The following is a 3,925-nucleotide window of genomic DNA, read 5'->3' on the forward strand; positions in this document are numbered from 1 at the left end:
TGGTGGGAGAAACTTAGTTACGGGTGAAATTGAAGCTATTCGTTATGCTGCTGAGAGAGGCGTTGTATTTGTTTCTGCTGCAGGTAATGATGGTTTAAGCAGTCCTGATTATCCAGCAAGATTAGCCGATCGACAGGGAATAGCAGTTGGGTCAGTGGAGCGAAATGGGAAATTTTCTTCTTTCTCTAATGAAGCTGGAAACCAACCTTTAGATTACGTAGTTGCCCCAGGAGGAGATGGTATTCGTGAAGATGCAGGAGATATTTATGCCCCTGTACCTCCTTCCATAACAGGTAATCTATATAGTTTCTTTGCAGGTACTTCTATGGCATCACCCCATGTTGCAGGTGTAGTAGCTTTAATTAAACAAGCTAATCCAAGTTTATCTGTTGAGGCCATTGAAAATATAATTATTGAAACTGCTAACTCTGCAGTAGTGACTGTCTAATTTAGACTACTGAGAAAATAGACAATGAATGGGACTATCGTAATAATAATATTTGATTTTTCAATTCAAAGATTTTTATAAAATTTCTACATATAGGCACAGAAACACCCAAGTAAGAGGCAAAAAATCTTCCTTGTCCACAATTAGTCATCTTTTTCACAACCAAAGTTGCCCCCTATTTCGCTATAGGCTTTATGATCAGGACTGTGTGTGGTGTGAAGTGAAGGAGTAAGATGACTGCCGATAGCCAATTCATCTCTGGCAAGGTAATTAGAGGATTTACAGGACGAGCTTTTCAGCCTTTCCTCCCCAGAGATAAACAAAAAAGTCTGTTTCTAGAGGGCCTAGAGGTAGGATTTTCTAAACGATTATTTGATATCCTATTTTCTCTATCGGTTCTGATATTGTTTGCCCCTCTTTACTTGCTGATAGGTTTACTAATTATATTTAGCTCACCAGGCTCGGTTTTTTATGTTCAACAAAGAGTGGGTAAAAATAGAAAGCTATTTCGTTGTTTAAAATTTAGAACTATGGTGGAAAATGCAGATGAGATGTTGGGAGAGATTATGGAAACATATCCTCATCTGCGCCAAGAATTTCAGGAAAGTTTTAAATTAAAACATGACCCTCGAATTACATGGATTGGTAGATTTCTGAGAGTTACAAGTTTAGATGAATTTCCTCAATTTTGGAATGTATTGAAAGGTGATATGAGTGTAGTAGGGCCGAGACCATTAGTGGTTGAAGAACTACCAAAATACGGTCATCACATGGATAAAATTCTGACTATTAAACCAGGGATTACTGGTTTATGGCAAGTTTCTGGTCGCAATGATATTCCTTATCCTAAGAGGGTTCAAATAGACCTTTACTATGTAAACTTCAGAAATTTTTGGATAGATATATGGATTATGTTTAAAACTATTGGCATTGTTATTTTTCCAAAAAATAACGGTGCTTACTAATCCTTGTAATTATGAGTGAGAGATTTAAAATTAGCTGAAGCTATCCTAGGGTTAGAGGTTGGTAGGATTTTGACAAATATTGCACCTCTAACCCAAATTTATAAGTCTAAATAATAGACATTTTATTTGGGAGGATAACTACTTGTAAAGGAGTCAAGTTGATAAATTTTAACTAAACAATTATTGGTTATAAGGATCGTTTTAGGTTAATCTAGAAATCTGGGGACGATATAAAGTCAAACTCTGCTATTGGGCAAAAAATTAAAAAATATTTATTGCTTTTGTAGTATAGGTATGAGTCTGATTCCGATCAATATTCCCCTGCTGATTTATCAAAACCAGCCCGATTGGTAGTAAATGTTGTGGTAAAAAGCTCTAAAGACATAGTGTTTCCTTGGTCGCAATATTATGTTGCTAGTTTTGTAGGACTGAGCGAACAGCCATCACTTTTATCTGTGATGCTGGTTGGGGACAATTCCTAACGATTCTTTCTGCCAAAGCTGAGAATGCTGGGCACTTAACTATAGCTATGAATCTGAACGGCACAACAACTGATTGCTAAAACTTTGGGGAAAAAGTCCCGAAAAAGTTGTCAGACAAGATTCATTCTTGCCCTGATTGTCGCGGGATCTGTCGTGACTAAAATGCTACAGCAAATATAAAACATAGGGCGGTAGGGCATTCCGTTCTTGAAGCTCGCTCTTGTCCGACGGGATACCGGGACTGGGAAGCGAGAAGACCACACTATAGCCTCAGCTTAGTGTGGGAGTATGTCACGAAACTCGGTGTCTTTAAGGCCGAGAGTATGTCAATACGTTGTAAATATTAACTGCAATGAGTGAAAGAAAACGAGCGCTAATTACTGGTATTACTGGTCAAGACGGTTCATACTTAAGTGAACTTTTACTTGAGAAAGACTATGAGGTTCATGGTATTATCAGACGTAGTTCTAGCTTTAATACAGATAGAATAGACCATATATATCAAGATTCCCATAATCCTAATGCTAAATTATTTCTACATTATGGAGACTTAACTGATGGGACTACTCTACGTCGAATTCTGGAAGAAGTTCAGCCAGTAGAAATATACAACTTAGGTGCCCAGTCCCATGTAAGGGTTAGCTTTGATTCTCCAGAGTATACAGTAGATGCTGTGGGAATGGGCGCTCTACGTTTACTCGAAGCAATTCGAGACTACCAACAGCGTACTGGAATTGAAGTTCGTTTCTATCAAGCTGGTTCTTCGGAAATGTTTGGCAAAGTTCAAGAAGTCCCTCAGAAAGAAACTACACCTTTTTATCCCCGTAGTCCTTATTCTTGCGCTAAAGTTTATGCCCACTGGCAAACAATAAATTATCGAGAATCATACGATCTCTTTGCTTGTAATGGTATACTATTCAACCATGAAAGTCCTCGTCGAGGTGAGACTTTTGTAACTCGTAAAATTACTCGTGCTGTAGCTAGAATTGTAGCGGGTAAACAGAAAAAACTCTATCTTGGTAACTTGGATGCTAAACGAGATTGGGGGTATGCAAAGGATTATGTTCGAGCTATGTGGATGATGCTACAGCAGGAGCAAGCAGATGATTATGTGATTGCTACAAATGAAACTCATTCTATTAAAGAATTTCTAGAAATAGCATTTACTCATGTAGACTTAAATTGGCAAGATTATGTGGAGTTTGACCCCCGTTATCTACGTCCTGCGGAGGTTGATTTGTTAATTGGTGACTGTACAAAAGCACAAGAAAAGTTAGGTTGGAAACCATCAGTTACATTTACAGAGTTGGTACATTTGATGGTTGATTCTGATATTAAAGCTTTGGAAAAAGCGGCTATTATTGGCAATGGTTTTGATTAGATTTTGGGGGCTAACTAATTAGTTAGAAGGATTTAACTTTTTTGAGGTGATAGTTTTTTTAATGGTTTTTTTGCACTATCAAAATTAACAAAGTTGATGATGAAAAAGTAGCTCAAAATCAAGATAATTATCGGGTGTATCATTTCAGTTATCAGTTATCAGTGCCTCATGGTATAAGGAAGCTTGAAATACTGAATTTGATTTTTTTCGTTTCCTTAAAAAGGGGAGGCTTGAGACCTGATTTTCTGGTCAAGATAATATATAAATAAATTAGTCAACTTAGGGATAAATTGAATAAAAATATCCCTAGTGGCAGAATAAGTATGAAGTAGAAGGCTAAAACAAATATTAGGATTATCTTTAGCTACAGTCCTACTAGCAATTGATTTTTTGAGATGCTGCTGTAATCATAAATAGTTGTTTACTTATGTAGAATGTGAGAACTTTAGTTAAACTAAAAATTAACAGTTAAAGTATCTGAGATGATCGGGGTACAAATCCTGCATATAGCTCCTAAATTATTAGTAAAATTTGATTGGGAAAATTTTACTTCTTTCTATATAATCATCATCTCAGCAAAACCAAAAATCATGCCACACCCTAAAGCTGGAAAAAATCTTGAGTAGCCATTAAATACTAATAATAGAAA

At 36.5% G+C, this 3,925-nt stretch carries 3 protein-coding genes; all 3 read left to right on the forward strand.

Annotated elements, in window-relative coordinates:
- A partial coding sequence (locus F6K22_RS34765) for a S8 family serine peptidase (RefSeq protein WP_293108952.1) occupies positions 1-448 on the forward strand: 448 nt, incomplete at its 5' end.
- A 233-nt stretch (positions 449-681) separates the two neighbouring features.
- A complete protein-coding gene (locus tag F6K22_RS34770; protein ID WP_293108954.1) occupies positions 682-1,413 on the forward strand; it encodes an undecaprenyl-phosphate galactose phosphotransferase family protein in 732 nt (243 codons plus the stop codon).
- An 834-nt stretch (positions 1,414-2,247) separates the two neighbouring features.
- The gene (gmd, locus tag F6K22_RS34775) at positions 2,248-3,276 is read left to right on the forward strand and encodes a GDP-mannose 4,6-dehydratase (protein WP_293108956.1); all 1,029 of its coding nucleotides are present in this window, start codon (positions 2,248-2,250) and stop codon (positions 3,274-3,276) included.
- Positions 3,277-3,925: the final 649 nt, after the last annotated feature.

The sequence above is a fragment of the Okeania sp. SIO2F4 genome (assembly GCF_010672385.1).
In the GTDB taxonomy this organism is placed as follows: Bacteria; Cyanobacteriota; Cyanobacteriia; order Cyanobacteriales; family Microcoleaceae; genus Trichodesmium.

Coding starts and splice junctions, on each gene's coding strand:
- F6K22_RS34770 (WP_293108954.1), top strand. CDS start 682: ATGACTGCCGATAGCCAATTCATCTCTGGCAAGGTAATTAGAGGATTT.
- gmd (WP_293108956.1), top strand. CDS start 2,248: ATGAGTGAAAGAAAACGAGCGCTAATTACTGGTATTACTGGTCAAGAC.